Origin of the sequence: Nocardia aurea, from assembly GCF_003123685.1 — a bacterium.
Lineage (GTDB): Bacteria > Actinomycetota > Actinomycetes > Mycobacteriales > Mycobacteriaceae > Nocardia > Nocardia aurea.
Genome location: NZ_QCYJ01000021.1, coordinates 101,327 through 127,834 on the forward strand (window position 1 = coordinate 101,327; position 26,508 = coordinate 127,834).

29 protein-coding genes and 1 pseudogene are annotated in these 26,508 nt (G+C 67.7%); 13 read left to right on the top strand and 17 right to left on the bottom strand.

All coding sequences use genetic code 11. The annotated features are described in order from the left end of the window. Window positions 1-88: 88 nt before the first annotated feature. Both DAT37_RS08050 and DAT37_RS08055 read right to left on the bottom strand, forming a co-directional pair. The gene (locus tag DAT37_RS08050; protein ID WP_109524087.1) at window positions 89-748 is read right to left on the bottom strand and encodes a CoA transferase subunit B; all 660 of its coding nucleotides are present in this window, start codon (window positions 746-748) and stop codon (window positions 89-91) included. Further along, complete coding sequence (locus tag DAT37_RS08055) at window positions 745-1,512, bottom strand: CoA transferase subunit A (protein WP_109524088.1); 768 nt, start codon at window positions 1,510-1,512, stop codon at window positions 745-747. Before DAT37_RS08055 ends, DAT37_RS08050 begins: the two co-directional genes overlap by 4 nt. 177 nt (window positions 1,513-1,689) lie before the next feature. Here DAT37_RS08055 and DAT37_RS08060 point away from each other — a divergent pair, with 177 nt between their 5' ends. Further along, complete coding sequence (locus DAT37_RS08060; protein WP_198654149.1) at window positions 1,690-2,475, top strand: IclR family transcriptional regulator; 786 nt, start codon at window positions 1,690-1,692, stop codon at window positions 2,473-2,475. Window positions 2,476-2,518: 43 nt separating this feature from the next. Here the strand turns inward: DAT37_RS08060 and DAT37_RS08065 are convergent, their stop codons facing one another. After that, entirely contained in the window at window positions 2,519-2,908 is a 390-nt protein-coding gene (locus DAT37_RS08065) for a hypothetical protein (protein WP_157978356.1), read from the bottom strand. 427 nt (window positions 2,909-3,335) lie between these two features. Here DAT37_RS08065 and DAT37_RS08070 point away from each other — a divergent pair, with 427 nt between their 5' ends. The 5 genes from DAT37_RS08070 to DAT37_RS08090 all read left to right on the top strand — a co-directional run bounded on the left by DAT37_RS08070 (window position 3,336) and on the right by DAT37_RS08090 (window position 7,892). Beyond that, window positions 3,336-4,346, top strand: coding sequence for a helix-turn-helix domain-containing protein (locus DAT37_RS08070; protein ID WP_109524090.1), 1,011 nt, complete (start codon window positions 3,336-3,338; stop codon window positions 4,344-4,346). Between the two features lie 59 nt (window positions 4,347-4,405). Continuing rightward, complete coding sequence (locus DAT37_RS08075; protein WP_109524091.1) at window positions 4,406-5,239, top strand: alpha/beta hydrolase; 834 nt, start codon at window positions 4,406-4,408, stop codon at window positions 5,237-5,239. A gap of 67 nt (window positions 5,240-5,306) precedes the next feature. Further along, window positions 5,307-6,266, top strand: coding sequence for an AraC family transcriptional regulator (locus DAT37_RS08080; RefSeq protein ID WP_109524092.1), 960 nt, complete (start codon window positions 5,307-5,309; stop codon window positions 6,264-6,266). 165 nt (window positions 6,267-6,431) lie between these two features. Beyond that, window positions 6,432-7,259 carry an alpha/beta hydrolase gene (locus DAT37_RS08085; protein WP_109524093.1) on the top strand — a complete coding sequence of 276 codons (828 nt, stop codon included), beginning with the start codon at window positions 6,432-6,434 and terminating at the stop codon, window positions 7,257-7,259. A 159-nt stretch (window positions 7,260-7,418) separates the two neighbouring features. Next, window positions 7,419-7,892, top strand: a complete 474-nt coding sequence (locus DAT37_RS08090; protein WP_109524094.1) for an iron chaperone — start codon at window positions 7,419-7,421, stop codon at window positions 7,890-7,892. A gap of 12 nt (window positions 7,893-7,904) precedes the next feature. Here DAT37_RS08090 and DAT37_RS08095 read toward each other — a convergent pair whose 3' ends face one another. The 4 genes and pseudogenes from DAT37_RS08095 to DAT37_RS43945 form a co-directional block, all read right to left on the bottom strand. Further along, entirely contained in the window at window positions 7,905-8,225 is a 321-nt protein-coding gene (locus DAT37_RS08095) for an ArsR/SmtB family transcription factor (protein ID WP_109524095.1), read from the bottom strand. 348 nt (window positions 8,226-8,573) lie between these two features. Beyond that, window positions 8,574-8,936: a hypothetical protein gene (locus DAT37_RS08105; RefSeq protein ID WP_405181149.1), complete on the bottom strand. Its 363-nt coding sequence runs from the start codon at window positions 8,934-8,936 to the stop codon at window positions 8,574-8,576. Between the two features lie 238 nt (window positions 8,937-9,174). Beyond that, window positions 9,175-9,384: pseudogene (locus tag DAT37_RS08110) on the bottom strand (DUF2255 family protein); the annotation flags it as partial. Between the two features lie 271 nt (window positions 9,385-9,655). Continuing rightward, window positions 9,656-9,925 (bottom strand): hypothetical protein, encoded by a 270-nt coding sequence (locus tag DAT37_RS43945; RefSeq protein ID WP_157978357.1) that lies wholly within the window; start codon window positions 9,923-9,925, stop codon window positions 9,656-9,658. A gap of 37 nt (window positions 9,926-9,962) precedes the next feature. On the opposite strand from DAT37_RS43945, the gene DAT37_RS08120 reads away from it, so the two are divergent. Then, window positions 9,963-10,361, top strand: a complete 399-nt coding sequence (locus tag DAT37_RS08120) for a PaaI family thioesterase (protein ID WP_109524099.1) — start codon at window positions 9,963-9,965, stop codon at window positions 10,359-10,361. A gap of 18 nt (window positions 10,362-10,379) precedes the next feature. Here the strand turns inward: DAT37_RS08120 and DAT37_RS08125 are convergent, their stop codons facing one another. Further along, a complete protein-coding gene (locus DAT37_RS08125) occupies window positions 10,380-10,778 on the bottom strand; it encodes a PPC domain-containing protein (RefSeq protein WP_109524100.1) in 399 nt (132 codons plus the stop codon). A gap of 165 nt (window positions 10,779-10,943) precedes the next feature. After that, window positions 10,944-12,116 (bottom strand): DUF3089 domain-containing protein, encoded by a 1,173-nt coding sequence (locus DAT37_RS08130; RefSeq protein ID WP_109524462.1) that lies wholly within the window; start codon window positions 12,114-12,116, stop codon window positions 10,944-10,946. Window positions 12,117-12,306: 190 nt separating this feature from the next. On the opposite strand from DAT37_RS08130, the gene DAT37_RS08135 reads away from it, so the two are divergent. The 3 genes from DAT37_RS08135 to DAT37_RS08145 all read left to right on the top strand — a co-directional run bounded on the left by DAT37_RS08135 (window position 12,307) and on the right by DAT37_RS08145 (window position 15,681). After that, window positions 12,307-12,762, top strand: coding sequence for a PPOX class F420-dependent oxidoreductase (locus DAT37_RS08135; protein WP_109524101.1), 456 nt, complete (start codon window positions 12,307-12,309; stop codon window positions 12,760-12,762). 277 nt (window positions 12,763-13,039) lie between these two features. Further along, a complete protein-coding gene (locus DAT37_RS08140; RefSeq protein WP_408637378.1) occupies window positions 13,040-14,287 on the top strand; it encodes a cytochrome P450 family protein in 1,248 nt (415 codons plus the stop codon). A gap of 86 nt (window positions 14,288-14,373) precedes the next feature. After that, window positions 14,374-15,681 (top strand): cation:proton antiporter, encoded by a 1,308-nt coding sequence (locus DAT37_RS08145; RefSeq protein ID WP_232839587.1) that lies wholly within the window; start codon window positions 14,374-14,376, stop codon window positions 15,679-15,681. On the opposite strand, the gene DAT37_RS08150 is transcribed toward DAT37_RS08145, so the two are convergent. Beyond that, entirely contained in the window at window positions 15,678-17,120 is a 1,443-nt protein-coding gene (locus DAT37_RS08150) for an MFS transporter (RefSeq protein WP_198654150.1), read from the bottom strand. The two genes, DAT37_RS08145 and DAT37_RS08150, sit on opposite strands and share 4 nt — an antisense overlap. A 179-nt stretch (window positions 17,121-17,299) precedes the next feature. On the opposite strand from DAT37_RS08150, the gene DAT37_RS08155 reads away from it, so the two are divergent. Then, entirely contained in the window at window positions 17,300-17,791 is a 492-nt protein-coding gene (locus DAT37_RS08155; RefSeq protein ID WP_109524103.1) for a MarR family winged helix-turn-helix transcriptional regulator, read from the top strand. A 53-nt stretch (window positions 17,792-17,844) separates the two neighbouring features. Here DAT37_RS08155 and dapA read toward each other — a convergent pair whose 3' ends face one another. Next, window positions 17,845-18,753 carry a 4-hydroxy-tetrahydrodipicolinate synthase gene (gene dapA, locus DAT37_RS08160; protein WP_109524104.1) on the bottom strand — a complete coding sequence of 303 codons (909 nt, stop codon included), beginning with the start codon at window positions 18,751-18,753 and terminating at the stop codon, window positions 17,845-17,847. A 72-nt stretch (window positions 18,754-18,825) separates the two neighbouring features. Here dapA and DAT37_RS08165 point away from each other — a divergent pair, with 72 nt between their 5' ends. Beyond that, complete coding sequence (locus DAT37_RS08165) at window positions 18,826-19,752, top strand: LysR family transcriptional regulator (RefSeq protein ID WP_109524105.1); 927 nt, start codon at window positions 18,826-18,828, stop codon at window positions 19,750-19,752. Window positions 19,753-19,852: 100 nt separating this feature from the next. On the opposite strand, the gene DAT37_RS08170 is transcribed toward DAT37_RS08165, so the two are convergent. Both DAT37_RS08170 and DAT37_RS08175 read right to left on the bottom strand, forming a co-directional pair. Next, entirely contained in the window at window positions 19,853-20,533 is a 681-nt protein-coding gene (locus DAT37_RS08170) for a DUF305 domain-containing protein (protein ID WP_109524106.1), read from the bottom strand. Next, window positions 20,530-22,113, bottom strand: coding sequence for an LVIVD repeat-containing protein (locus DAT37_RS08175; RefSeq protein ID WP_109524107.1), 1,584 nt, complete (start codon window positions 22,111-22,113; stop codon window positions 20,530-20,532). The genes DAT37_RS08170 and DAT37_RS08175 overlap by 4 nt, the downstream gene beginning before the upstream one ends. Window positions 22,114-22,395: 282 nt before the next feature. Between DAT37_RS08175 and DAT37_RS08180 the strand changes: the two genes are divergently transcribed. Beyond that, window positions 22,396-22,953: a TetR/AcrR family transcriptional regulator gene (locus tag DAT37_RS08180; RefSeq protein ID WP_109524108.1), complete on the top strand. Its 558-nt coding sequence runs from the start codon at window positions 22,396-22,398 to the stop codon at window positions 22,951-22,953. A gap of 36 nt (window positions 22,954-22,989) precedes the next feature. Here the strand turns inward: DAT37_RS08180 and DAT37_RS08185 are convergent, their stop codons facing one another. The 4 genes from DAT37_RS08185 to DAT37_RS08200 all read right to left on the bottom strand — a co-directional run bounded on the left by DAT37_RS08185 (window position 22,990) and on the right by DAT37_RS08200 (window position 26,496). Beyond that, window positions 22,990-23,466, bottom strand: a complete 477-nt coding sequence (locus DAT37_RS08185; protein WP_109524109.1) for a hypothetical protein — start codon at window positions 23,464-23,466, stop codon at window positions 22,990-22,992. A 271-nt stretch (window positions 23,467-23,737) separates the two neighbouring features. Beyond that, a complete protein-coding gene (locus tag DAT37_RS08190; RefSeq protein ID WP_109524110.1) occupies window positions 23,738-24,787 on the bottom strand; it encodes an NAD(P)H-dependent amine dehydrogenase family protein in 1,050 nt (349 codons plus the stop codon). Window positions 24,788-24,833: 46 nt separating this feature from the next. Then, window positions 24,834-25,490, bottom strand: a complete 657-nt coding sequence (locus DAT37_RS08195; RefSeq protein ID WP_109524111.1) for a TetR/AcrR family transcriptional regulator — start codon at window positions 25,488-25,490, stop codon at window positions 24,834-24,836. Between the two features lie 145 nt (window positions 25,491-25,635). Beyond that, the gene (locus tag DAT37_RS08200) at window positions 25,636-26,496 is read right to left on the bottom strand and encodes an acyl-CoA thioesterase (RefSeq protein WP_109524112.1); all 861 of its coding nucleotides are present in this window, start codon (window positions 26,494-26,496) and stop codon (window positions 25,636-25,638) included. Between the last annotated feature and the right edge of the window lie 12 nt (window positions 26,497-26,508).

Here is a 26,508-nt window from a genome sequence, read left to right on the forward strand (position 1 = left end):
AATGTCCACGGCTCGGCCGCCACTCGGAGACGCCGCCGCCCGGCCCGAACGTGTCGGGCCGGGCGGCGGTGAACGGCGGTGTCGCCGATCAGCTCACGACACTGTCGACGATCAGCGGCGCGCCGGTGGCGGCCACGACCTGTTCGGTGGTGACGCCCGGCGCGAGTTCGCGCAGGACCAGGGTGCCGTCGCCGGGGATGTCGATGACGGCCAGATCGGTGATGATCCGGTCGACGACGCGACGGCCCGTCAGCGGCAGGGTGCACGCTTCGACGATCTTGGGGTTGCCGTCGCGGTCGGTGTGCTCCATCAGCACGATGACCCGTCCCGCGCCGTGGACCAGGTCCATGGCGCCGCCCATGCCCTTGACCATCTTGCCGGGCACCATCCAGTTGGCGAGGTCACCGTGGCGTGACACCTGCATGCCGCCGAGGACGGCGGTGTTGATGTGACCGCCGCGGATCATGCCGAACGACAGCGCGGAATCGAAGAACGCGGCGCCGGGCAGGACGGTGACCGTCTCCTTGCCCGCGTTGATCAGATCCGCGTCGACGGCGTCGGGTGTCGGGTACGGCCCGGTGCCGAGGATGCCGTTCTCCGAATGCAGGGTGACCTTGACATCGGGGCTCAGGAAGCCGGGAATCAGTGTCGGCAAACCGATTCCGAGGTTCACGTACTCGCCGTCGGTGAGTTCGGCGGCGGCGCGCGCGGCCATCTGGTCGCGGGTCCATCCTGTGCGTGTGGTCATCGGTTCGAACCCTCCTCGACGGTGACGGTGCGCTTCTCGATCTGCTTGTTCTGCGTTCCGGTGTGCACGATGCGCTGCACGAACACGCCGGGCAGATGGACCTGCGCCGGATCGAGGGTGCCCGCGGGCACCAGATTCTCGACCTGGGCGATGGTGACGCGGCCCGCCATGGCGGCCAGCGGATTGAAGTTGAGCGCGGATTTCTCGAAGACCAGATTGCCCGCGGTATCGCCGACGGCGGCGTGCACGAGGGCGTAGTCGGCGGTGATACCCGTTTCCAGGACGTAGCTGTTTCCGCCGAAGGTGCGCGTCTCCTTGGGTGGGGACGCCACCGCGATGGTGCCGTCGGCGGCATAGCGCCATGGCAGGCCACCGTCGGCGACCGGGGTGCCGACGCCGGCCGGGGTGTAGAAGGCCGGAATACCGGCGCCGCCCGCGCGCAGCCGTTCGGCCAGGGTGCCCTGCGGGGTGAGTTCCACTTCGAGTTCGCCGCTGAGGTACTGGCGCGCGAATTCCTTGTTCTCGCCGACATAGGAGGCGACCACGCGCCGAATGCGTCCGGCGGAGAGCAGAATGCCGAGACCGTGCTCGTCGACGCCGCAGTTGTTGGAGAATATCTCCAGATTGTTCACGCCGGATTCGGCGAGCGCTCGGATCAATTCGTCCGGGATACCGCACAGTCCGAAGCCGCCGACTGCGATAGATGTGTCGTTGCCGATATCCGCTACGGCAGCGGCGGGGGTCGTGAAGACCGTGGCGCCCATGTCGTTCCTTCCGGTCGCTTCGATGCGTCCATTCAGTGGTCATCCCGATCGGGATCTGTCGATACTCAACCGCCAGCTTGACCGCATTTCAAGCGGAACGGTGGAGATAGGAGCACATTGTTCGCGACGTGGACGGCTCCGGTTCCAGCGTTCACTGAGTGGACGTATGCTGACGCGGTGGACGATCAGCAGAAGCCGCAGGTGATCCGGCGGGCCACCGCGCTGTTGCGCGCGCTGGCCGCCGCGGAGCCCACGGGCGCGACGACCTCGGAACTGGCGAGCGCCACCGGACTGGCCCGTCCGACGGTACACCGCCTGCTGACGACCCTGGCCGACGAAGGGCTCGCCGACCGCGACCACCGATCCGGCAGGTGGTCGATCGGCCCGGAGCTGTATCTGCTCGGCTCGCTGGCCGCGAGCCGCTACGACATCGTCGACATCGCGCGGCCGGTATTGCGGGATCTGGCCCGCACGACGGGGGAGAGCACCTTTCTTTCGGTACGTCGCGGCGACGAAACCGTCTGTGTGGCAGCCGAAGAGGGAAGTTTCCCGTTGCGTTCGCACGTCCTGCACATCGGTATCCGACTGCCGCTGGGTGTGGCGTCGGCAGGGCTGGTCATCCTCGCGCATCTGGCGCCGCACGATGTCGCGGACTACCTCGACCGGGTCGATCTCACCCGGGAGTGGGGCGAGCGCCATGCCCGGGACGCGGTGACCGAGCGGCTGGTGCGCACCAGGGAGACCGGCTACTCGCTGAACCCGGGACTGCTGGTCGAGGGCAGCTGGGGCATGGGCGCCGCGGTGTTCGACGACCGCGACGAGCCGGCGTGGGCGCTCAGTGTCACCGGGGTCGAGAGCCGTTTCGGCGTCGACCGCCGCTCCCACCTCGGTGATTTGCTGTTGCTGGAAGCGCACCGCCTGACCCGCGCGTTGCGGCAGCGCCATCCGGTGGGCGACACGTGAGCGCTCGTCCGGAACGGGCGGGCGTTCGCGCGCCGGGCGCGGGTCAGCGCGGAATATCGAGGACGGCCGGGATGCCGGTCGCGGCGAGGGTTTCGGCGGTCACCGTGGCGAGATGACCGATCCATGCGGTCACCTCGTCCGGATCGGCGGCGAATCCGAGCATGGCCGAGGGGTGGAAGAGGGCGAGCGCGTCGCCGTCGTCGAGATGGAAGGTGATGTCGACGGCGGTGTCGCCCCTGGTCACCGTCACCGCGGTCACGGGCGGGTTCGCGAGATCGTGCGCGCGATGGAGCACCTGCGGGTCGGCGTCGTCGATGCGCACGGCCGAGATGTCGATGATATTGCGGTACAGCCATTTCCGATGGGAGTCGCGCGCGTCGTGAATGGCGAGGACGAGTTCGGGAAAGCGCACTTCGGCTACTCGGACGGACATGGGTCGCGGTGTCACCGGTGGTCCCCGGCCGGCGCCGACGGCGCGGACCGGCGGTAGAGCACATGTGACTGTCTCATCCACCCACCCTAGGCATTCATCCCACCTGCGGTGTAGTCGGTCGGGCGACCGATTGTTCTGCCGGATATTACATGCGAACATCATTGTTTTTTCGAGGAGTTCCGCGGTCTTCGCTGGCCGGGCGGCCTCGGGCTGCTCGGCTGGGTCGCTGCCGGTGACGACCGGCAAACCGAACCTCGGCGAGCCCGCATCCATCTGGCGCTCCGCTCGGGAACGAATCTGGTTGCGAGTGCACCGTTGTGTGCCGACAGTGCACACGGGCTGCCCCGGCCCCGGTTTCGCACTAACTTGAACGACTGACCGGTTTTGAAGGAAGGGTAGTGGTGACGGCTGCACGGGAGGTGGCGAGGTGGTAGTGGTGTTCCGGTCCGCGGACTACGCGCCGCACGAGCGCGCGGACGCGACGCGGGTGGCCATGCAGGAACAGTCGGTGCCGTCCCGGGTGGTGTTGCAGGATCCGGACAAGATCGACTGTGTGATGGAGGTCTGGTCCTACGGCGAGGCCAGCATCTTCCGTAGCGATATGACCGGCTATCGACTGCTGCGTTCGTCGCGACAGGTGAAGGCGGGACCGGCCGAGGTGCTCGCCATCGCGGTGCAACTGAGCAGCGTCGGATACAACGAACAGTTCGGCGTGCAACAGGTACTGCCCGCGGGCGACCTGTTCGTGGTCGATCTCAACACGCCCTACGACTATCGGCTGCCCGGATTCGGGGCATCGACCTGCCTGCACGTGCCCATCGAAGCCGTCGGCCTGCCGTACGAGGTGGTCCGCGAGGCGGCGACGCGGTTGGCGGCCAGTCCGCTGCACACCCTGGTCACCGCCCACATCGGCGAACTCACGCGACAGGCCGAGCGCCTGTCGGCCGATCCGAGCGCGGCGGTGCTCGGCGACACCGGTATCGAACTCACCAGGGCGCTGCTGGCTTCGGCCTACGACATGGACTACGCGCGCGGCCTGATGGCCGAAGTGCTGCTGCCACGGGTGCGCGCCTATGTGCGCAGACATCTCAACGATCCCGAACTCACCCCGGCGCGGATCGCCCGGGTGCACGACATCTCCACCCGTCGCCTGTTCCGGCTCTGCGCCGAGGCCGGATTCAGTCTGGAGCAGTGGATCATCGCCGAACGGCTCATCGGCGCGCGCGAGGAACTCGCTCGCGACGCCGAATCGCCCGTCGCGGCGGTGGCGCGTCGTTGGGGTTTCGTCAACAACGCGCATTTCAGTCGCCGTTTCCGCGACATGTTCGGCTTGTCTCCGAGAGAGTGGCGCAGGATCGCGCAGCAGGAACGGTCGGTCGGCGCCGAGAGCAAACAACCGTGCGACGAGAGCCAGATCGGCCGTCCCGAACGGCGCTAACCTCGCGGCATCCGCCACCCCCGACCACGGCGCCGACAGCGCCAGAGACGGAGACCGCCATGACCGACGCCCCCGACACCATCGTCCTCGTCCACGGTCTGTGGATGACCCCGCGCAGCTGGGAGCACTGGGTCGAGTACTACGGAGCCAAGGGCTACACCGTGGTCACCCCCGGCTATCCCGGCTTCGAGATCGAAGTGGAGGCATTGCGCGAAAACCCCACGCTGATCGCCGATCTCACCGTCACCGAAACCGTGGATCATCTCGCCGCCGTGGTGGAGGCGCTGCCGACCGCGCCGATCATCATGGGGCATTCCTTCGGCGGCACGCTCACGCAGCTGCTGGTCGACCGCGGTCTCGGCGTGGCCGCCGCCGCGATCGATTCCGCGCCGACCGAAGGCGTGCGGGTGACGCCGCCGTCGCAGGCGAAATCGCTGTTCCCGGTGCTCAAGAGTTTGTCGAACCGGCACAAGGCGGTGGGTTTCACGGCCGAGGAGTTCCACTACGCCTTCGCCAACACCATCGACGAGGCCGCCTCGCGCGTGGCCTACGACCGCTATCACATTCCGGCGCCGGGCAATTGGGTGTGGACCTACGGAGTCTTCGAGAATTTCCGGCCCGGCCATCACGAGACCTGGGTCGACTACTCCCGCGACGACCGCGCCCCGCTGCTGTTCATCGGCGGCGGCGAGGACCACATCATGCCGCCGTCGGTGAACAAGTCGAACGCCAAGCTATATCACAAGTCGAAGGCCGTCACCGAGTACCACGAGTTCCCCGGGCGTTCGCACTGGATCTGCGCGGAACCCGGCTGGCAGGAGGTCGCCGATTACGCGCTGGAATGGGCGCTGGCGCAGGCCGCGCGGGCCGTGCGGGAACCGGCGGGTGACTGAGCGGTCGGTATTCGAGCCGTCCGCCGCGTAGACTCCGAAATCCGCGACCCCGGCGGCGGAGAACACGATGGCACTACTTCTGGATGTCTCGAAGGCGCGGCCCTACGATCCGGCCGCGCTGCGGGCGGCGCTGCGCGAAGCCGGACTTCCCGACACCGTCTCGGTCACCCCGCTGCCGCGGACATCGCCGCGTATTCGACTGCACCAGTGGGATCTCGGTGACGGCACCGCGCTGATGCGACTGGAGAGCACCGGTATCGCCGCTGCCCGCACGGCGGTCCGCGGTGGGGCGGCGCCGGTCGCGCGCATGGCGGTAGCGGTGCTCTCACCCGGCGACTGGACCCTCACCCATCAGGGCACGGTGATCGGTCCGAGTCCCGGCGAGCCGACGCTGGTCGCCGTCGATCACGCGACCCCGTTCGATTTCCGCCGCGGTGGCACCGGGACGGTGCTGGTCGTGCATTTCGACTGCGCGCGTCTCATGCTCTCGGACCGGACAACGGCCAGGGCGGTCCGTGGTCTGCGTCCGGACAACGCCCTGTACGACCTCGTCCGCACCTATCTGCCGCAACTCGCCACCGTGGCGAGTACCAGCGCCGAGATGCTGCCCGAACTGAACACCACGACGATCGACCTCATCCGGGCACTGCTCGTGAACGCCGCCGAGGCGGCCGAAAGCGCCCCCGAACCGGACATGATCGCTCGGATCCGCCGCTTCGTCGAGGACAATCTGGACGATCCGGCCCTGTGCGCCGACAGCATCGCCGTCGCGCACAGCATCTCCACGCGCCAGCTCTACAAGCTGTGGTCGCGCACCGGAATCGGCCTGTCCGACTTCGTGATCGGTAGAAGGCTCGAACGCGCGCGCGTCACACTGCGCACCCACCGGCACCTCACCATCGCCGCGGTGGCTCGCCGGCACGGGTTCAACGACGCCACGCATTTCACGCACCGTTTCCGTGCCGCCTACTCCGCCACGCCGTCCGAGTGGCGCAACGCGGAGATCACCGCCGTCTCGGGGCAGTGAGTATCGGCCGTCTCGGTGCGGTGAGAACCAGCCGTCTCGGCGCAGTGAGTACCGGCCGTCTCGGCGCGCTGAGCAAAAAACCGTGCTCGCGTAGCCAGTTCGATGTGGGCACGCGTTCCTAGAGTCGGCGCGAGGGCTCTCACACACTCGAACCACGGAGGATCCATGAACTTCCGAAGAACGGCTCGCCGCCGACTTCGCACGGCCGCGACCCTGGTCGCTTCCGTCCTGACGCTCGCCGGACTCGCCGCCGCACCCGCCAACGCGGCTCCCGTGCCGACGGTCGTGCTGGTGCACGGCGCCTTCGCCGATGCCAGCGGCTGGACCGATGTGGCCGCGCAGTTGTCCGCGAGCGGCTACCCGGTCCGCACCTTCGACAACCCGCTGCGCAGTCCGGCGGGCGACGCGTCCCGGCTCACCGAATTCCTGGCCGATATCAAGGGCCCGATCGTGCTGGTCGGCCATTCCTACGGTGGTGCGGTGATCACCAACACCCATGATTCCGATGTGCGCGCCAATGTCTACATCGCCGCCTTCGCGCCTGCGGAGGGCGAATTCGTCCAGGGTCTGCTGAACCCGGTCACCTATCCGGGCAGCCGGTTGCTGCCGCCGGCGTTGCAGCTCACCTCCGTGCCGGACGGGGCGAGCCCGGTGGGGGCCAATGTCGACGGCTACATCGCCGAGGAGTACTTCCACGAGGTGTTCTGCCAGGACGTGTCGGCGGCGGTGGCCGCCGATATGTACGCCCACCAGAAGTCGGCGGCGCTGGCGGCCAATCTCGAGCCGAGCGGCGCACCGTCCTGGGCCGACACCCCGAGCTGGTACCTGATCTCCCAGCAGGACCGGGTGATCCCGCCCGCACTCCAGAAGATGATGGCCGGACGCGCCGCGCCAGGCCGCACCAGCGAGGTCGACGCCTCCCACGTGTCGCTGGTGTCGCAACCAGGCCGGGTCGCCGACGTGGTGCGCGCGGCCATCACCGCGACCTCGTGACTCCGGCGGGTACCGGACCCGGCAGGTGTCCGGTACCCCGCCGTGCCGATGCCGTATTGATCAGTTGCCGGATTGATCAGTTTCGAAGAAGCCCGCGGCCGTCCCGGCTTCCTACGATGAGAGTCGTTCACATCGACTCCGGTAGGGAAGGAAACGGCAATGGCCGAAGCGCAGAAGACCACCCGGGCAGCCGCGCGGAAGAAGTCCGCCGTCGGGTTCTCCGACGAGGAGAAGGCCGCGATGAAGGAGCACGCGCAGGAGCTGAAGACGGCCGCGCGCCGCGGCTCGCGCGCGTCCAAGGCCAACGGCGAAGCCGACGTGGTCGCCAAGATCGCCGAGATGGCGGCCCCCGACCGCGCCATGGCGGAGAGAATCCACGCCATCGTCGGCGCGGGCGCTCCCGAACTCACTCCGAAACTCTGGTACGGCATGCCCGCCTATGCCAAGGAGGGCAAGGTCGTCCTGTTCTTCCAGAGCGCCGAGAAATTCAAGGCGCGATACGCCACCCTCGGCTTCAACGACATCGCCGCCCTCGACGACGGCACCATGTGGCCCACCGCCTTCGCTCTGACGAAACTCACCCCCGCCGTCGAGGCCAGGATCACCGAACTGGTGCGGAAGGCGGCGGGCTGAGTCCGGGTTCGTTCAGTGCGCCGATTCCTGGACCAACACGGGTTCCTCGAGCGATTCGGCCTGTCCGGCAACGACATTGGTCAGGATCGCACGTGCCACGCGCAGCAGTTCGGCCACCTGCGGCGAGGTCAGGGCGTAGGTCACCGACAGGCCCTCCCGTCGCGCGGTGACCAATCCGGTGCGCCGCAGTACGGCCAGTTGCTGCGACAGATTCGCGGGTTCTATCCCGACCTCGGGCAGCATTTCGGACACCGCGTGGTCACGTTCGCTCAGCAATTCCAGAACCCGTATTCGCACCGGATGTCCGAGTGTTTTGAAGAAATCCGCTTTCATTCGGTACAGCGGCTGTCGCGCACCACCCACGAAAACCTCCGACCCCGCACACGGCGTAACCAAATATCTTTCCGATCCCGATGACTCGACTGTCCGTCGGCACCGACAGACCCGCGGCACGGCTCGTTCCGTGGGGATTCGCGGATGCGACGGTTGTTCGCCGGGTGGACCTCCGAATCGGATCCGGTACACCGGCGAACGGCCGAGCGCTGATGGAGATTACCATCGGGCATATCGATCCCGGTGGGGATTCCGGCGCTCCGGTGCGACAGCGAATGTCGGGCTCGGGATGATTCTTCCGATGCGCGGATCGCGTGCCGAAAGAATCATACCGACCGGTCAAAAGATTCAGATTTCGAGTTCTGCCTCGATATCTTTGAGCCGGTGCCGCGCCATCGCCAGATTGCCGCGCGACCGGTCGAGTGCGAGATAGAGGAAAAGGCCCTTGGCCCGGCGGCTGCGCGTCGGCCGGATCAGATGGTATTGGGTCGCGAGGGTGATGAGCACATCATCGATCTCCTCGCTCAGCCCCAACTGCTCGATGGTGCGCATCTTCGCGCGGATCACCTCGGTATTACCCGCTGACGCGACCTCGAGGTCGAAGGACTTCGATCCGCCGAGCACGCCGAGCGGCATCCCGCTGCCGTAGTCGACGACGGCGGCCCCGATGGCACCGTCCAGCATCATCATGTCCTTCAACGCAACTTCCATGTCCGCCAAGGTCTTTCCTCTCTCCCGCGGTACGAACGGCTTCGTGCGGGCCGACGCTACCGAGAAAGGGGCGGGATGAGGGGAGATCGGTGAAGAATTCCGCAAGGTATGCAATTAACAAGTTGTGCAATCAGATCGGCGTCGTCACAGGTCGCGGCGCGATCGACCGCACCGCCGGGTGGCGTCGCCTCGCCGACGGGGCGTCAAGCCCACTGAACGTCAAGTGTGAATCCGTCGATCAACGCGGAACCACGCGCACGGTGGTCTCCGCCGCACCGGGGCTGTTGATCGAATCGATGATCGAGGCGGCGCAGCGGCGGTACTTGTCGCGGTAGGCGGCATCGCCACGGTCCTCGACCGTGGCGCCGACATCGGTGAACGTCACGTCGGCATCGACACCCGCCGCCTTCGGGCCCTCGTGGCGGTCGCGGGTGGCGCGGTACCGAGCGGCGCTCGATCCCGTTCATCGAGGATGTAGACGTCGTCACCGTCGCGCACAGCCCAGATGACCCGTAGCTTGTCCAGTAGGCGGCTCCGCGACCCTCGATCGGCGCGAGTATCGGACGCGGCGGTTTCGCGTACTTGCCTGGCACACCGGCTTTTACGCCCTCCGATCGGTGAAACACGGGACCCGGCCGTGGCATTGCCCCTTGCCCGTGGCACGGCATCGGCGCATGATGTCAGGCGGGTCAACACTGGCTCGCCAGTCGCCATACCGCTCAGCCGAGGAACGTGATCATGATCAACAAAGCCGCACAAGCGTTTGCCGTCACCGCCATCGCGCTGTCCATCGGTGCGATCGCCGCTCCCGCCGCCTCCGCCGCACCCGCCACAGCGGAACCGTCCGCCACACCCGTCGGCTCGGTCGCGCTCTGCCTGAACATCCCGATCCCCCCGTTCAGCATCAGCGTCTGCCTCTGATCCGATCCGGCGCGCCGCGGATCGTTCGCGGATGCCGAGACGTCCATCGACGCGAACTCGACCCACACGGTCCGGTCCGCGCGGTACCGCTGCCATGATGACGAGATGCAGCTGAACGACGAACTCCTCTACGCCGTAGCCCCTTTCGCCGAAACTCTCGGTGTCCGAATCGAGGAAGCGAGCGCCGAGTCGGTGCGGGTGCGGCTGGCCCATCGGGAGCAATTGGGCACGATGGGCGGCGGCATGCACGGCGGTGCGCTCATGAGTCTGTGCGATATCGCGGCGGCGCTGTGCGCGGCCACCCGGGTCGAACCGGGACAGGTCACCACCACCGCGGAATCGTCGACCTACTTCCTGGCCCCGCTGCGGGGTGATTCGGCCACCGCCGTGGCCCGACCGGTCCGGGTCGGCCGGACGCTGATCTGCGTAGAGGTCGACGTGCACGACGCGCAGGGCCGCCACTGCGCGCGTACCACCCAACTGCTCGCGGTCACACAGTCCTGACCGGCGCGGACGCCGTCGTCAGACGATTTCCACGTACAGCGTGTACGTCGCGTTGCCACGCGTGGGTGCGACGGTCACCCGGTAGAAGCCGTCCGACGGCAGCACGATCCGGGTCCAGGCGTCGGATACGACGATCACGGGTCCGTCGGGGCCGGAGATGCTGAGATTCGCGTTCCCCTCCACCGAGGTCAGGGTGCTGTCGAGCACCTGCCCGCGGCGCGCCTCGAAGAAATAGCTGTCGGCATCGCCGCGCACCACCGCTCCGTCGACCACCGCCGCGCTGGTACCGGGCGCGAATTCGACCTCGGTGTAGACCCCCGCGTGCGCGGTGCCCGCGAAAGCGACGGCGACGGTGGTCGCGACGGTGGCGAGCGCGATCGCGGAGGCGGCGCGCACGGTGCGGATGCTGGAGGCCATGGTCGGTGTCCTGTCGTGGGGGCGATGTGGATGTCGCCGGTGGGATGCGATGTCACCGACTCTGGTCGCCGCGACTTGCCGATACCTGAAAGGGCGGTTAACGCGCTGGTCCGGCACCCGATGCCCGCGGATCGAGTCGGGCGCGCCACCGCGGTGGATACCGCGTCAGGGATTGGCAGCGCGATAGGCGACGGTCTGTGCCGCCACGATGCGCACCAGATCGCCCAGTGCCATCTCGACGTCGGCCAGATGCAGCCCCCAGTCCGGGTCGGGAACGGCGGGCAGATTCGGGCTGCCCGGTTCCGGGGTCGCCATGAGCGCGGTCGCGCCGTCCTCGTGAATACACCGCACCCGGTAGGACTGTGCGGGGACCAACCACGGTGTCGACGCGGCGACCGCGCCGGGACCGACCTGTAGCGCGAGTTCGACGCCCATCGGACTCGGTACCGGTTGGGCGCGCATTATGGTTGCTGCGGTGCGTGATTCGTTGAGCTCCAGCGAGGCCGGATTGGTGCAGGCGAGTTCGTAATCCGGCCCGTACGGCTGCGGAGTCGCCTCCGGTGTCACCGGGTTGCGGCCGAATCTGCTGTCCCGCGGCGGTATTTCGTCGAAGGTCTGCCAGGCGAGCACGCACCCGGTCTGGCGCTCGCTACGGCACAGCGGCAGATGCCGGAAATCGCCGCCGACATCGCTGTTCTTGCGCACCACCGTATTTCCGCCGAGCAGGATCGCGGACAGGATTCGATCGCGTATCGCGGGCCGCGGGTCGATCTCCTCGCGGATCAGCTGCCGCAACATACGGGTGCCCTGCGAATGGCCGATCAGCACCACCGGCCGAGACGGATCGTGTTCGGCGAGGAACTGCTGCCAGGCGCGTCGCACATCGGTGTACGCGATGCGCGACAGGTCGGCGCGCTGTTCGGCGGTGTATTCGTCTTCGTCGGCGAGCGCGCCGAGGGTGCGCTGGCGGTACACCGGCGCGTATACCTCGCACACCTGGGAGAAGCGCGCCGCCTGCTGGGCGGCGACGGTGCGCAGTTCGGGCGTCACGGTGGTGTCGGCGTTGGGCGTCGGCTGCAACGACACCGTGGGGTACACGTAGAAGCAGTCGACGCCGGGATCGGCGGGCGCGGGCGCCTCCTCGCGCAGGTCCGGTTGTCCGGTTCGCCGCACGGTCGTCGCCGTGCTCGCGGTACACGGGTCGTCGGCCAGGCCGGGACGGCACAACCACACGACGCCGTCGGCGGGTGCGGCGTCCGCGCCGACCGGCACCCAGGGAAGTACACCGATGCCGCAGACCACGGCCGCCACCGCACGCCACCACCGACTATCGCGCATCGCCTCCGCCTTCACAGTGTCGGTCCCGCCATCGGGCGCCGTGGATCTGCGGCACCGCGCGGGGGAGATCCGGGTCGGGTCATCGTAGCCGTCCGGTTCTCCCGTTCCCGGGATCGCGCCGAGGTCGTCGGGTCCGGGGTCGCGGCTGCGTCGAAGACCCGGGCGACGCTCGCGTGCGAGTATCGGGGTCATGCCACGTATCGCCACCGCCGACGTCGTCCGACGAGCCGAACTGCTCGAATTCCTGCGCCCGCGTCACCGTGCCGTCCTGGAGACGAAACGCGCCGACGGCAGTCCCCAGCTGTCGCCGGTCACCTGCGGCGTCGACTCCGACGGCCGCCTGGTGATCTCGACCTATCCGACCCGCGCCAAGACCCGCAATATCCGCCGTGATCCCCGGGTCTCGTTGTGCGTGCTGTCCGACGAATGGAACGACGCCTACGTGCAGGTCGACGGACGCGCCGAGGTGCTCGACATGCCGGAGGCCCTGGACGGACTGGTCGACTACTTCCGGTGCATCTCCGGCGAACACCCGGACTGGGCCGAATACCGGGAGGCCATGGTCCGGCAGAACAAATCGCTCATCCGCGTGCACATCGAACGCTGGGGTCCGATCGCCACCGGCGGTTTCCCGCCCGAGCGGTAGGCGGACGGGCCTCGACCACCGCGAAACGCGCGCGCCGCGACGGGGTTCGGCCGGAGCGGCGTCGGCCGGGGGTACGACTTCCTCGCGCCGGGGGAGCGCGAAAAACATTCCGCCCAGCCCGTTTTCGCGGGTCCGCCCGTTACCTCACCGTGTCGTACCATCTACCGGGGTCCTGCGTAGACCCGGCAACGCGCTCTGTCGCGGCGTCAACGCGCGCGGAGTGTCGGCGATTCACCAAACCTGTAGTGCACACGAACACATTGGGGAGGTTTCTCACTTGAGTACGCAGCAGTCCCGGGAGATGTCGTGCCCGGTCGTCCACCACTCGCCGATTCCGGCCGACCAACACCGGATCCCGCTGCACACACCGGAATTCGCCGCCGATCCGCACCGATACTATCGCCAGATGCGCGGTCGCTACGGCAGTTTGGCCCCGGTGGAACTCGCGCCCGGCGTACCGGCCACCCTGGTGATCGCCTACCGGACCGCGGTGCGGATCCTCAACGACCCGGAACGTTTTCCCGCGGACCCCAGAACCTGGCAGCAGAGCGTGCCGTCGGATTGCCCCGTCCTCCCGCTGCTCGAATGGCGGCCGATGGCCAGCAGATGCTCGGGTGCGGAATTCACCCGCTATCGGCAGGCGATCACGGCCGGTATCGACTCCGTCGACCTGTTCTCGTTGCGCGGCGTCGTGGAGAAACTCGCCGTCGAGCTGATCAATTCCTTCTGCGCGGACGGGCGTGCCGATCTGATCCGGCAGTACGCGTTCCCCCTGGTGTTCGATGTCATCGGTCATATGCTCGGATGCCCGCCCGAAATCCGCGACCAGGTCGCGGCGGGGACGAGCGCGCTCATCGACGGTGGGGACGCCGAGACGGGAAACCGGTTGCTCGGCGAGGCGCTGATGAATCTGGTGACGCTCAAACGGGCCGAACCCGGTCGCGACATCCCGTCGACGTTGCTGCGACATCCCTCCGGTCTCGACGACATCGAGGCGTCGCACCACGTGTCGCAGATCTACGGGGGCGGCATCGAATTCCAACTCAATCTGATCGTCAACACCCTGTTGTTGATCGTCTCCGACGTCCGCTTCGGCGACAACGTCCTCGGCGGGAATCTGTCCTCGCGCGACGCGCTCGACGAGGTGCTGTTCAACGATCCGCCGGTGGCGAATCTGATGGTGACCTACCCGCGCCAGCCGATCGTCATCGACGACGTCTGGCTGCCCGCCCACCAGCCGGTGGTGATCAGCATGGCCGCGTGCAACAACGATCCCGAAGTCCGCAGCACCGAACTCACCGGCAATCGCGCCCATCTCGCGTGGGGTGTCGGCCCGCACGCCTGCCCGGCGCAGTCGCTGGCGTATCTGATCGCCGAATGCGCGATCGATCAACTGCTCGACGTCCTGCCCGAGATCAGGATCGACCTGACCGACGGGGTTCCCGCGTGGCGGCCCGGCCCGTTCCATCGTGCTCTGACCGAGTTGCCCGTCACCTTCCCACCCGCCCCGCCGCTCGCCGTGTGATCGTTCGGGTCCCTCATCGATGTGATTCGGCCGACGAAACGGACCGAGAGTCGCTTCGCCGCGCGGAATGTCGCGAGGATGGACGCGTGCACAGTAGTCAGATCGTGACGGTATTCCTGGATCTCGTCGTCATCATGGCGGTGGCGCGGGTTCTGGGGTGGCTCGCGGAGAAGGTAGGCCAGCCCGCCGTCATCGGGGAGATCACGGCGGGAATCCTGGTCGGCCCCACCGTACTCGGCGCCGATCTCTCCTCCGCGTTGTTCCCGGGCGAGAGCCGTCCGTATCTGAGCCTGCTCGCCAATGTCGGTGTCGCCGTGTTCATGTTCGTGGCCGGCCTCGAGCTCGATCGCGGCATGTTCGCGGGCGCGCGGCGCTCGATCTCGGTGGTGTCGGCTGCCGCCTATCTGTTCCCCTTCGTTCTCGGCTGCGGTGTCGCCGCGATCGCGCTGTCACGTCACGCCACGGGCGACCGGCTGAATTTCGCTCTCTTCGTCGGCTGCGCCCTCGCGGTCACCGCCTTCCCCGTACTCGTGCGAATCCTGCACGATCGTGGGCTGATTCGCACGCGGCTCGGCCAGCTCAGCCTGGCGTGCGCCGCCCTGGTCGACATCCTGGCCTGGTCCGCGCTCGCCGTGGTGCTCGCCCTCGCGCACCCGGAGGCGGGGACACAGTGGCGCCTGTTCCTGTTGATACCCCTGGTCGCCGTGACGTGGTGGGTGGTGCGACCGGCCCTCGCGCGACTGGCCGCGGTGGGGACCGAACAGACGATGATCGTGGTCGGTGTCGGCGGGGCGCTGCTCCTCGGCGCGGTCACCGAATGGATCGGGCTGCATCTGATATTCGGAGCCTTCGCCTTCGGTGTCGTGTTCCCTCGCGCGCGCAGGACGACCGTGGAATCCGGCGCGCGGGTCCTGAGTTCGGTGCTGCTGCCGGGCTTCTTCGTGGTGTCGGGTCTCGCCGTCGATCTCGGATCGCTGGATCGGACCGCGGTCGGCGAACTCGCCGTCATCGTGGTGGTGGCTATCGCCGGGAAACTGCTCGGCGTCTACGCGGCGGGCCGGGCGACCGGGCTGCGTCCGCGCCCGGCCGCCGCGCTCGCCGCGCTGTTGAACACCCGGGGACTGACCGAACTGGTGATCCTGAATGTCGGCCTCGGAATCGGCATCATCGGGCCGCAACTGTATTCGCTGCTGGTGGTGATGGCGCTGGTGACGACGGCGATGACCGCGCCCGCCTTGCGCGTGATCGGTGTGCCCGAGCGGCTCGTCGACGACTTCGGGGACACCGAATACGGCGGCGAGGAATCTCCCGCGGAGCAGGGTTCCGCTGCCGGGGAAAAGGAAACCGCCGTACGCGACGAATCGCGTGCGGCGGAGTCCGGCGGCAGGCATTAGACCCGGACGGCCACCTTCGGCTGCGGCGCCACGCCGGGCAGCACCCGCTTGACCGGGATGGTCGTCGCGAGCACGGCGCCCAGGATCGCCACGCCGCCGCCGATCAGCAGACCGACACGGAAACCGTTCTCCGTCGGGAGCATATGTCCGCCGACCGAGAAGGTCATCTGCGCCAGGATCGCGCCGACGACGGCGGCCGAGATCGAGGTGCCGATGGCGCGCATCAGGGTGTTGAAGCTGTTGGCCGCGGCGGTCTCGGACACCGGCACCGCGCCCATGATCAGCGCGGGCATCGCGCCGTAGGCGAAGCCGACCCCGGTGTTGATGATGACGGTCGCCGCGAGGATGCCCCAGGTGGAACCCATCAGGATCAGCGAGGCGGCATAGCCCGCGGCGATGACGGCGCATCCGGCGGCGAGGGTGAACTTGGGGCCGCGCAGGGCCGAGAGCCGCGCGCCGACCGGGGAGATCACCATCATCGTCAGACCGGCGGGCGCCATCCACAGGCCCATCGCGAACATGGACTGCCCGAGACCGAATCCGGTGGACTTCGGCAGTTGCAGCAGCTGCGGGATCAGCAGCGCCTGGGCGTACATCGCCATCGAGACGACCACCGAGGTCGCGTTGGTGAGCAGGACCTGGGGGCGGGCGGTGACGCGCAGGTCGACCAGCGGCTGGCTGGTGCGCAGTTCGTAGCGGCCCCAGATCAGGATCGCGACGATCGCGGCGGCGAATAGGCCGAGGATGGTGGCGCTGGTCCAGCCCCAGGTCGCGCCCTTGGAGACCGCGAGCAGCAGGCAGACGAGTCCGATTCCGAGCCCGATCGCGCCCAGGTAGTCGAAACGTCCGGCGGGGCCTTCGGTGGGGATTTCGGGGATGACGAGGTAGATCAGGACACCGACGATCGCGGCGAGTACGGCGCAGCCCCAGAACAGCATCCGCCAGTCGCTGTTCTCGACGACGGCGGCGGCGATGGGAAGTCCGAGCGCGCCGCCGATTCCGAGGCTGGCGCTGATCAGGGCGATGGCCGAACCGAGGCGTTCCGGCGGCAGCAGGTCGCGCATCGCGCTGATGCCGATCGGGATGATGCCGACGCCCATGCCCTGAAGACCGCGGCCGATGATCATCGGCAGCACCGAGGTGGCGGTGGCGCACACGATCGATCCGACGATGAGCGGGACGATGGAGGCCAGCAGCACCGGACGTTTGCCGTACATGTCGCCGAGTCGTCCGGCGACCGGCGTGACGACGGCGCCGACGAGCAGCGTCGCGGTGACCACCCAGGTGGTGTTTGACGCGGTGCTGTGCAGGATCTGTGGAAGTTGACCGAGTAGCGGGACGACGAGGGTCTGCATCAGCGCGGCGACGATGCCCGCGGACGCCACGACGGCCAGGACGGCATTGGGCCGAACGGTGGAGCTGGGTGTGCTCACGGACATCTCCCTTTGCTGACGTTAACTAACGATATGCATCGTACATCCAATATGCATTATGCATATCCTATGTGTGATGCATAAGTCATGCATGACGCACGACCTATGTGTCCTGCATAACGCGTGGTATACCTGGTGTCGGGGAGTTGTCCGCGGCGTCTCGCGGAGCTGTCGAAAGGACCGCAATGGACAAGGCCATCGACTCGATCGAGTTCGAGACCATGTTGTTCGGCCGATACAGCCTGGCCTCCCGCAAAGGTAACGAGCGCAATCTCGACCGCAGCGTCTACACGCTGCTCGCCCGACTCCACATGGAAGGGCCGATGACCATCGGCCAACTCGGCGAGGCGCTCGGTCTGGACGATTCGACCGTGAACCGGCAGACCGCCGCCATGATGAAGGCCGGTCTGTTGGAGCGGATCGCCGATCCCGACGGCGGGTTGGCGCGCAAGTTCCGCGCCACCGCCGACGGTGAACGCCGGTTGGAAGCGCAACGTGCCGAGAGCATTCGGCACCTGGACACCATCCTGAGCGATTGGGCTCCCGAGGATGTCGCGATCTTCGGCGCCTACCTGGAGCGGTTCAACACCGATATCGAGCGGTATCACGGGCGGCCGTGGCCGCGCCCGGCCGGCTCGCTGTCGGCCACCCGTTTCGGCCGGGGCGCGACGGGCTGAACGGCTACGCGATCCGAACATGTGATCGCACGGAGACGCTCACGCCACTTCTCTCACACGGGTAATGGCGTACCTGCCAACGCATCTCGCAGCAGCGCGAGGTGCGGGACCGGTACCTCCAGCAGTGGAAGACGTACCGTCGCATGGGCGATGATGCCGCGCTCGGCCAGGGCCGCCTTCGCCGTCACCGCCCCGGGGGACACGCGCACGAGGGCATCGGCCAGTGGGATCAGCCCGGCCTGGATGGCCCGCGCCGCGTCGAGATCGCCGTCGCGGACCGCGCGGATGAGCGCCCCGTTGCGGTCGGCGACGATATTGCCCGCGACGCTGACCAGGCCCGCCGCGCCGCACGCGAGGTAGGGCAGCGCGAGTTCGTCGATACCGCAGTAGTAGGCCAGCGGAGTCGACGCCATGACCGACATCGCCTCGAACAGGTCGCCCTTGGCGTCCTTGACCGCCAGGATCCGGGGGTGGGCGGACAGTTCGATCAGTGTGCTCGCGTCCATGGCCAGACCGGTACGTGCCGGGACGTCGTAGAGCATCACCGGCAGATCGGTGGCATCGGCGACGGCCACGCAGTGCGCGATCACCCCCGCCTGGGTCGGCCTCGAGTAGTAGGGGCAGACCAGTAGCAGCGCGTCCGCGCCCGCGGCCTGCGCGTCCCGTGCGCGGCGCACGCTCGCGACGGTGTCGTAGGTGCCGATTCCGGCGATCACCCGCGCTCGATTCTTCGATCGCGCGACCACCGCGCGGACGAGACCGGCGGATTCGGCGTCGGTGAGTGTCGGTGCCTCCCCGGTGGTTCCGGCGACGACGATGCCGTCGCATCCGGTGGCGAGCAGGTGGTCGACGAGTCCGGTGACGCCGGATCGGTCGAGTCCGCCGTCGGGACGCATCGGGGTCACCATGGCGACGAGGTTGGTGCCGAAGAGTCGGGCGGCGGTGGTGTTCGGATCGGTCATGTCTCGATCCTGCGCCCCTCGATAGATACGGTCCAGCGATGCTTTCTTGCCGATATTACGTAGCCTTGCTTCATGATCGATGTCGGTGCGCTGCGAGCGTTGCGGGCCGTGGCCGCGTCGGGGACGCTGGCGCGTGCGGCCGAGGAACTCGGGTTCACGGCCTCGGCGGTCTCGCAGCAGATCAAGCGGCTGGAACGGCAGATCGGTGTGCCCGTGCTGGCACAGGCCGGGCGCGGGGTCGTGCTCACCCCGGCCGGGCAGGCCGTGGTCGACTCCGCGCCCGAGGTGTTCCAGGCTCTGGAACGCTGCGCCGAAGCGGCCCAATCGGTTTCGGAAGGCGCGCCGCGCGGGACACTGCGCGTCACCGCGTTCTCGACCGCGATCAGGGGGCTGCTCGCGCCCGCCGTGGCGGGCCTGTCGACGCGGTGCCCGGATCTGCGTGTGCTCATCACCGAACAGGATCCGGACCGGGCCGTGCACAGCGTCGACACGGGTACCGCGGACCTGGCGCTCGTCCACGACGCCGATGGACTGCCCGCGCCGTTGCCGCCGTCATTGACCCAGCGTCACATGCACACCGATATCGGCGACGTCGTCATGGAACGCGCGCATCCGCTGGCCGCGATCGACCGGCCACTGACCGCGGACGACCTCGCGGGCCACGCCTGGGTGACGAGTCCGCCGGGCACGGTGTGCCACCAGTGGTTCCGCCGATTGTTCGCCGATGCCCGCGCCGAACCCGATGTGCGCCACCTGGTCGACGATTTCGCCACCCAACTCGCGCTGGTCGCCTCCGGCGCGGTCATCGCCCTGATCCCGCGCCTGGCACGCCCGCCCCTCGGGGACGAACTCGTCGCCCGCCCGCTGCGACGGCAACCGACCCGCGAGGTGCACGCGGCGTGGCGGCGCAGTGCCGATGCCAGTCCGGCGATCCGGGCGGTGCTCGCGGAACTGGCGCTCGAGCAGGTGCGAAGGGCCGATCAGCCCTACACCCGGTGAAGGCTTCGGCGTGCCGGTAACCGTCGGGTTGCTCGCGTCGCGACGGCGAACGTCGGATCGAAGTTCGCCGCAACGACGGCGCGGGGGATCCGGGCCGGTATCAGGGAGCGGCCGCGGTCCGCTGTTCGAGTAGCAGTCCGAGCAGCCCGCTCTCGCGGCTCTGGGCGTCGAGCATATCCCTGGCCGCCTGTTTGACGATTCCGCTCGACAGTTGTCGCTCGGCGGCCTTCGCCATCTGGATGCCGCCGTAGTGGTGGCGTTGCATCAGGCGTAGGAACAGGATCTCGGCGTCGGTGCCGCGCGCGGCGGACAGGGCGTCGAGTTCCTCCTGTGTCGCCATTCCCGGCATGGTCGTCGGCGCCGGGGTCTCGGCCGCCGTGCTCGTGGCCGCGCCGCCGTGCTCGTGTCCCGGGTGTGCGGACCGGTCGGGCCCGGTGTCGTCGTGCATCCACGCCATCGGGTGTGGGTTGGTGGTGACGACACGGGCCATGCGCAGCCAGCCGAGCATCATGCCCAGTTCGAGGCGCTGGGTGTCGGCCAATTGCTGGGCCAGCGCCCTGACCGTCGGGTCCGCCGCGCGGTCCAGGCGCTGGGTCATCGACAGCGCCTGATTGTGGTGGGCCACCATGTCCTGGGTGAAGCCGATCTCGGTATCGCTCATCACCGGTGGTGCGGTGATGTCGTCGGACAGCACGAGCGGTCCCAGTGCCGCGCCCACGACCAGCAGCAACACCGCGAAACCGGTGAGCGCGGCGCCTTTGACCCAGTCGGCTCGGGTCATGAGCCGACGGTGGATTTCTGGTCGGCGGGCGGTGTGTAGACCGAGGGCGACAGTTGCAGGGTGAGGAATCCGTTGTCGGCGCACGTCGTCCACAACTGGTTGCCACGCCATTCGGGGGGCGAGAAGCACCAGTCGGTGGACAGATCCCCGAACGCGACCATGCCGGACCGGCTGCCGATCGCCTGCGACAGGTCGAACTGCCCTTGCAGGATCGTCTGGATCACCGTCGGCGCGGCCAGGACCGGCGGTCCGATGATCGAGGCGAGCGCATGCGGCGAATTGGTGAGTTCGGTGTTGTCGCCGGTGCGTGCGGGCGGGTTGTAGTAGGCGATCTCGCGCACCGAGCGCGGATCGCGGACGTCGAACACGCGAATTCCGGACGACAGCCATCCGCAGGCGAGCGCGGTGGGATTCGCGGGCCGGTCGGCGGCGCAGTAGTGCGCGTCGTAGGCGAACAGCGAACCGCCCGCCGCCGAGGCCATGGCCACGTCCTGGTTGTCCGGCAGATCGATTTCCAGTTTGATGGAATTCACCAGCCGCGGACGGCTGCCGTCGCGCACGTCGAAGATCTTCACGCCGCCGGATCCGGCTTCCTGGACGGAGAACACGTAGGGCGTGCCGTCGTAGGTGACGGGAACATGGTGCTGGGTCGCCCAGCCGTCGGTCCACGTGGTGTGCGAGAGTTCGCGCACCACGGGGTCGCGGTCGCGTCGCTGCACGGCCGAGACATCGAGGACCATCATGCCGCCGAAGTTGTTGGCCAGGTACAGGGTGTTGCCGTCGGCGCTGAATCCGAGCCCGTGCATCGACAGTCCGGGCAGGCTCTGCCAGATGACCCGGGGCGCGGCGGGATCGCTGAGATCGACGGCGCTGACGAGTCCGGGGGCGACGCCCGAGGCCCAATAGGTCTTGCCGTCGGGGGAGAAGCCGCCTTCGTGCGCCGTAATGGGCAGTGGCATACCGAGATCGGTGCCCGGTCCGGGATTGAGCAGACGCGGGTGCGCGCAGTCGGAGATGTCGTAGACCGAGAGCAGCCCCGCTCCGGTGAGCACGGGAGCCCCGGTGCCGACCAGAAGTTCGCGTTCCTGGTTGACCTTCAGACTTTCCCAGGTGCCCGCGAGCATGGCGGGTTCGGTCAACACGGCGGTGAGGACGGGCGCGGACGGATTCGAGACGTCGAGTACCTGCACTCCCTGCTCGCGGCCGAGCAGGTTGCCGGGGAAGAAGGTGCCGACATAGGCGCAATGGTCGAAGGTGGTCGAGGTGATACCGCCGCCGACGCCCGGGTAGCCGCCGAGTCTGGTGATATTGCAGCTGTAGCCCTGGGTGCTGCGCTTGCTGTCCCGGTCGGCGGCGGGAACATCGCCCTGCAGGCCGGTCTCGGGACCGGAGGCGGGGTCCGAACCCGCCCCGCACGCGGCGCGGCCGACGGCGACGGTGCTGAGACCGCCGATCTCGGTGACTCGCCCCGGTGAACCGGATTCCGGTTGCGCGGAGAGGATTCCGGTCGGAAGCAGCAATGCGGCGGCGGCCGCGATCACCGAAATCCGTCGAGCACGGAGCCAATGCTGTGATCTCATAGTGTCCCTCGGCGGTGAGGGCGCCTTTCGTCCGGATGGCACGCGGTGCGGCCGCGATGTCCCCGGTTCCCTGATATGGGCCGGAGATGCCGCGGTGCGGAGTCTGTCGAGGGTGCGACAGCGATCCACTAACCGGACTTAAGTATCCGGTAGGAGTGTCGGTAAGTGTGCTACCGGTTACGTTCGGAGTCAATGATGTTACGGATCACATCACGAATCCCGACCTCGGCGCGGCCGGCACCGTGGTTCGAGCGAATCGATCCGGTGCGGTAGGTTGGCGCGATGACATCGGCAGGCCGTGCCAACAGGGGGCCGAAGGCCGCGGCGAGCAATCGCGCGGCACTCATTCGGGCGGCACGAGAGATATTCGCGGAGAACGGCTTCGAGGCCGCGCTCAGCTCGATCGCGCGGGCGGCGGGCGTCGGCCAGGGCGTGCTGTATCGGCACTTTCCGACGCGGGAGAGTCTGGCGCTCGCGGTTTTCGAGGAGAACATCCTCGAAGTGGAGGAACTCGCCGGCGATCCCGGCAGCACCGTCGACGACGTGCTGGCGGTCATCGTCGATCAGCTCACCCTGTCGGCCGCGTTCATCTCGATGTTCGATCCGACGGGAACCGACGATCCGCGACTGCTCGAAGTCTCGGGCAGGCTGATCGAACTGGTCGCGCACAAATTGGCCGATCCGGCGCAGCGGGGAACGATCCGCGCGGACGTCACCGCCTCGGAGGTACTTCTCGCGGTGGCGATGCTGGCGGGGATACTGACGAAGGCCGACGTGCAGGCCAAACGGGAAGTGGCCCGGCAGGCGTGGGGTCTGCTGGAACGCGGACTGACCAGATGAGTCGAATGTCCGGTCCGGCCTACCCCGCCCACGAATTCAGGAAATAGCGGGGAGCGGTCGCGTCGCGGCGAGTCCGGGGCGACGCAGCGGGTGGCGGCGGATACCCGGTTCGGATTTGCCCGGACGAGCCGGTGCCTGGCGCTTGGCAGCCGGATCGGTCGCCGCGGCGGCGGGCCTGATCTCGGCACGGACGCCGGATCGGGATGTCACCTGGACGGTGCCGTGCCATCCGCAGGGCAGACCGCAGGTGGGGTGAACCGTGGTCTCGAGGCGACCGTTGTCGAAACGACGGGTGGTCGCCGTCGCCTGCGCGTGGTATCCGCAACTCGGGCATTTCTCGAAGTAGTCGAGCACATCGCTGACGCTGATGATGACCGAATCGGCCTCGGTTTCGGGTTTCTGTGGCGCGGCGGCCTGCTGCCACGGGTTGCGCTGGGTCTGCGAGGTCCGCTCCGGCGCCTCCGATCGCGCCGGGAGTGCGGGGAATCTGCTGGTATCTGCTTGGTCGGGCACGATTGCTCGCCTCGTTAGGTGGATGTCGACTGTGAGAGTCCTTACCCCGTTGATGGTAATCAGCTTCTCGAGTGACGTAAACAACATTCTCAAAATTGAATACCCTGCTAGCGGGAACTAGACACGAAAATCCGGCCGAGGGGGCGTCGAATGGACACGAACGCGATCCGGATATCGGTTTCCGGTTAGCTGCCCGTTCACGGTCGGGTCACCGACGAGATGCCGGGCCGCGACCGTGCGGCGCTGCCCGACCCGGTCTCGGCGGACCGGGTCAGTTGAGTATCGGGGTGAACTGCGGCAGATCGACGCTGGTCCGAATTCCGGGCGGCGCCGCGCACAGGTACGGCACCGCGTTCACCGCGCGGTTGGCGGTGTAGCCGGGGGACACGGCGCTGATCATGTCCAGGGAAACCGGAAAACGCAGGTCGACGTCGAGCGGCGCGTCACCGTCGACGTCGATGTGCCAGCCGGTGGGTCGCACGGACCATTCGGGGTCGAGATCGGTGGTGCAGTACCACATGGCGCAGAACTCGATCAGCGGTGTGCCGTCCCGGTGGCCGGTGATCGTGACGCGTTGGGCCGCAACACTTCCCGGCGCCAGGGTGCCCGCCGCGATTCGTGTGCGATGCCTGGCGGTCGCCACCTCGCCCGCTACCTCGACGGTGTCGAGCGGCAGATGCAACGCGTCGGCGAGCAGTCGCAGCGACGGCTCGAAATTCGCCCGCAGATGGTCGAGTCGATGCTGGTCGAACGCCGTGGGCGGTGCGCCGAAACCCATGACGTCGAACAGGATTCCCGGTGAATCGCGACGGGACAGATCGGCGAATTCCCGAATGGTCAGGCGTTCGAGGCGGCGCTGGATCGAGGTGAGCGCGATCGGGACGGCCTCGGTGATGAATCCGGGACTGCTTCCGGTGCTGTGGATCGACGAGTTGCCGAGCCAGCACGCGGATTCGACCTGTGCGCACAACTCCCGGTCCATGCTGGGCGGATGATGGAACTCGCCCCGGGTGGTGACGACGTTGAAGCCGGAGGTGAGCAATCTGCACACCTGCTCGGCGTCGAACGCGCGGGGCATGTACAGCACGCAATCGGCTTCCAGGGCGAGGATCTCGTCGATGTCGCCGGTCGCGAGGACGCCGGTCTCACGTTCCAGGCCGCACAGGGTACCCGCGTCGACGCCGACCTTCTTCGCGCCGTGCACGTAGACGCCGACCAGGTCCAGGTGCGGATGCTCGAGCACCGCGCGTAGCGAGCGCGCGCCGATATTGCCGGTGGCCCACTGGATTACGCGGTACGGAGCGGCCGTCGTTCGGGTCATGCCCCGAGTGTAGGTCCATTCTCACGGTGTGAGAATTAAATTCTCCTCAGAGCTTGCCCGCGAAGCCGAGCGCGCAGAAGTTCCACACCTCGTCCGCGGTGATCGGGTTGAGCGTTTCCTCGTCCTCCGCGCCGGTGGACTGGGCGGTGAACATGACGGTTTGCATCACCATCGCGGCCATCCGGCGGGCGTTGACGTTCGAACGCAGTTTGCCGTCGGAATCCGCTTCGGAGAGCAGTTCTGCCAGCAGTGCGAGCAACGGCGCGTGCGCGATCTTGACCTGCGCGGGATGGGTGACCAGCAGCTGCGGCGCGAAATCGGTGAACAGCGGGCGCTGCGCGGTGGGATCGGGGCGGCACAGCTCGAACAGCAGACGGACGGCGATCTCGAGCCGGTCGTAGGGGTCGTTCTGGCCCGAGGCGGCGGCGCGGATCTGCTCGGCGGCGCGGCTCAGCGCGTCTTCGAACAGCGCGAGCAGAAGTTCGTGTTTACCGTCGAATTGCAGGTAGAAGCTGCGCAGCGACTGCTTGGAGCGGTCGACGACCTCTTGAACGGTGAAATCCGTCGTGCCCTTCTCGGTGATGATCGCCTGCGCCGCGTCGAGGAAGCGCTGGACGCGCTGTTCGGCACGGAGTTTCGCGGTCCGGATGGACCGCTCGACGGCGCGCTGCTTCCAGGCCGGCTCTTCACTGGCGCTGGTCACCGGGCTACCGACCCGCTGTCATGCTGAGAGAACATGATTGCACTGTACCGGAGAACGTGCCAAGATTGTTGCGCACATTGCAGGCGTTTCGAGGTTTTTGAGATTTAGCCTTACAAAATCGAGAATTATGTTCTCTTCTTGTTCGTCACGAGGGTCGGAAACGTAGCAAGCCCTCTTGCGCGAACGACGCTACCAAGGTGCCGTCCTCGGTCAGGATATCGCCCCGCCCGAAGCAGCGACCGTGCGCGACCAGCGGGCTGTGGTGCCGCAGGAGCAGCCAGTCGTCGACGCGCACCTCGCGGTGGAACCAGACCGAATGCGTGATGGTCGCCGAGGTGAAGTCGGTGCCGTTACCCGCCTGACCGATTCCGTCGAGCGGGCGCAGTGCCGTGCCGATCGGGCTGAGGTCGGTCGCGTAGGCCAGGATCGCCGGATTCAGATCGTCCTCGACGCCCGGTGTGCGCATCCAGAGTTCGTAGTCGGGCGGGCCGACCTCGGGGGAATCGAGGTCGCTCGTCGCCCGTGTCTCCCACGGCATCAGCGGGATGTCGCGGCGGTGTTCGGGGCCGGGCAGGGCGGGGATACCGTCGACGGTCTGGTGTTCCCGGCCCTCCTCGCCGACATGCATCGACACCATGGCGGTGGCGATGACGTCGCGTTTCTGTCGTGCGGTGATCGTCAGCGAGGCGTATGTCCGGCCCTCCTGCTGGCGCTGCACGATGTAGTACACGGGGGAGTCGCTCTTGCCCTCGTTGGCGAACAGCACGTGCAGGGATTTCACGACCTTCGACGGACACGCGCGGGTCGCGGCCCGGACGAACTGTCCGAGCAGCTGCCCGCCGAACAGCCGGTGATGCTCGATCTGCTGACAGGGCGCCTCGAAGACGGTCAGCGTGCTGCGCCGGGCCGGGGGCGGTTCCGGCCGACCGCCGTCCTGCGCCGACGGGGTCGTCGGTCGGAGACGGAGGTCGAAGCAGGTCAGCAGGTCGCTCCACATATCGGGCATAACTCAGTGTAG

What these genes read in the sequence shown, in the direction of transcription:
- DAT37_RS08050 (WP_109524087.1), bottom strand. Translation starts at nt 748, where the DNA reads ATGACCACACGCACAGGATGGACCCGCGACCAGATGGCCGCGCGCGCC.
- DAT37_RS08055 (WP_109524088.1), bottom strand. Translation starts at nt 1,512, where the DNA reads ATGGGCGCCACGGTCTTCACGACCCCCGCCGCTGCCGTAGCGGATATC.
- DAT37_RS08065 (WP_157978356.1), bottom strand. Translation starts at nt 2,908, where the DNA reads ATGTCCGTCCGAGTAGCCGAAGTGCGCTTTCCCGAACTCGTCCTCGCC.
- DAT37_RS08075 (WP_109524091.1), top strand. Translation starts at nt 4,406, where the DNA reads ATGACCGACGCCCCCGACACCATCGTCCTCGTCCACGGTCTGTGGATG.
- DAT37_RS08080 (WP_109524092.1), top strand. Translation starts at nt 5,307, where the DNA reads ATGGCACTACTTCTGGATGTCTCGAAGGCGCGGCCCTACGATCCGGCC.
- DAT37_RS08085 (WP_109524093.1), top strand. Translation starts at nt 6,432, where the DNA reads ATGAACTTCCGAAGAACGGCTCGCCGCCGACTTCGCACGGCCGCGACC.
- DAT37_RS08090 (WP_109524094.1), top strand. Translation starts at nt 7,419, where the DNA reads ATGGCCGAAGCGCAGAAGACCACCCGGGCAGCCGCGCGGAAGAAGTCC.
- DAT37_RS08095 (WP_109524095.1), bottom strand. Translation starts at nt 8,225, where the DNA reads ATGAAAGCGGATTTCTTCAAAACACTCGGACATCCGGTGCGAATACGG.
- DAT37_RS08105 (WP_405181149.1), bottom strand. Translation starts at nt 8,936, where the DNA reads ATGGAAGTTGCGTTGAAGGACATGATGATGCTGGACGGTGCCATCGGG.
- DAT37_RS08120 (WP_109524099.1), top strand. Translation starts at nt 9,963, where the DNA reads ATGCAGCTGAACGACGAACTCCTCTACGCCGTAGCCCCTTTCGCCGAA.
- DAT37_RS08125 (WP_109524100.1), bottom strand. Translation starts at nt 10,778, where the DNA reads ATGGCCTCCAGCATCCGCACCGTGCGCGCCGCCTCCGCGATCGCGCTC.
- DAT37_RS08130 (WP_109524462.1), bottom strand. Translation starts at nt 12,116, where the DNA reads ATGCGCGATAGTCGGTGGTGGCGTGCGGTGGCGGCCGTGGTCTGCGGC.
- DAT37_RS08135 (WP_109524101.1), top strand. Translation starts at nt 12,307, where the DNA reads ATGCCACGTATCGCCACCGCCGACGTCGTCCGACGAGCCGAACTGCTC.
- DAT37_RS08150 (WP_198654150.1), bottom strand. Translation starts at nt 17,120, where the DNA reads ATGTCCGTGAGCACACCCAGCTCCACCGTTCGGCCCAATGCCGTCCTG.
- DAT37_RS08155 (WP_109524103.1), top strand. Translation starts at nt 17,300, where the DNA reads ATGGACAAGGCCATCGACTCGATCGAGTTCGAGACCATGTTGTTCGGC.
- dapA (WP_109524104.1), bottom strand. Translation starts at nt 18,753, where the DNA reads ATGACCGATCCGAACACCACCGCCGCCCGACTCTTCGGCACCAACCTC.
- DAT37_RS08165 (WP_109524105.1), top strand. Translation starts at nt 18,826, where the DNA reads ATGATCGATGTCGGTGCGCTGCGAGCGTTGCGGGCCGTGGCCGCGTCG.
- DAT37_RS08170 (WP_109524106.1), bottom strand. Translation starts at nt 20,533, where the DNA reads ATGACCCGAGCCGACTGGGTCAAAGGCGCCGCGCTCACCGGTTTCGCG.
- DAT37_RS08175 (WP_109524107.1), bottom strand. Translation starts at nt 22,113, where the DNA reads ATGAGATCACAGCATTGGCTCCGTGCTCGACGGATTTCGGTGATCGCG.
- DAT37_RS08180 (WP_109524108.1), top strand. Translation starts at nt 22,396, where the DNA reads ATGACATCGGCAGGCCGTGCCAACAGGGGGCCGAAGGCCGCGGCGAGC.
- DAT37_RS08190 (WP_109524110.1), bottom strand. Translation starts at nt 24,787, where the DNA reads ATGACCCGAACGACGGCCGCTCCGTACCGCGTAATCCAGTGGGCCACC.
- DAT37_RS08200 (WP_109524112.1), bottom strand. Translation starts at nt 26,496, where the DNA reads ATGCCCGATATGTGGAGCGACCTGCTGACCTGCTTCGACCTCCGTCTC.